General features: G+C 76.4%; 1 pseudogene. It reads left to right on the top strand.

Annotation, left to right across the window (positions count from 1 at the left end):
- Positions 1 to 13: 13 nt before the first annotated feature.
- Positions 14 to 415, top strand: a pseudogene (locus tag DK459_RS09975) (hypothetical protein); the annotation flags it as partial.

Genomic DNA, 415 nt, shown 5'->3' with positions numbered 1-415 from the left:
ACTGGACGCGGCCGTGCGCCGCACCTGGCATCCCGGCCACAGTTGGCACCCGGGCTGGGCCGCGGCCGCCTGCGCGGCGCTGGTGGCCGGCCTGTTCGCCTGGACCGACATGCGCGAAAACGCCGAGATGATCGACATGACGCCGCAACTGGCCGTGTCGCAGGAAGCCGAGGCCAGCCCCGAACGCGCGCCGGCACCGCGCCTGGTGGGCACCGACGCGCCCGCGCCGCAGCAGGCGGCCGCCCCGGAAATCCAGCGCGCCGCGCAACCGCCGGCCGAGTCGCAAGCCAACGTCCCGCCCCAGCTGGCCACGGCCGAGCCGGCGCCCCAGGCGGCGGCGCTGGAGCCCGCGGCCGAACAAACCGCCAGCGCCGAACCCGTTGCCTTCAGCGACCAGGACATCGAGGCGCGCGTG

The sequence above is a fragment of the Achromobacter sp. RW408 genome (genome assembly GCF_003184165.1).
GTDB classification, from domain to species: domain Bacteria; phylum Pseudomonadota; class Gammaproteobacteria; order Burkholderiales; family Burkholderiaceae_B; genus Achromobacter; species Achromobacter xylosoxidans.
This window is presented reverse-complemented; position numbering and strand designations above follow the sequence as displayed.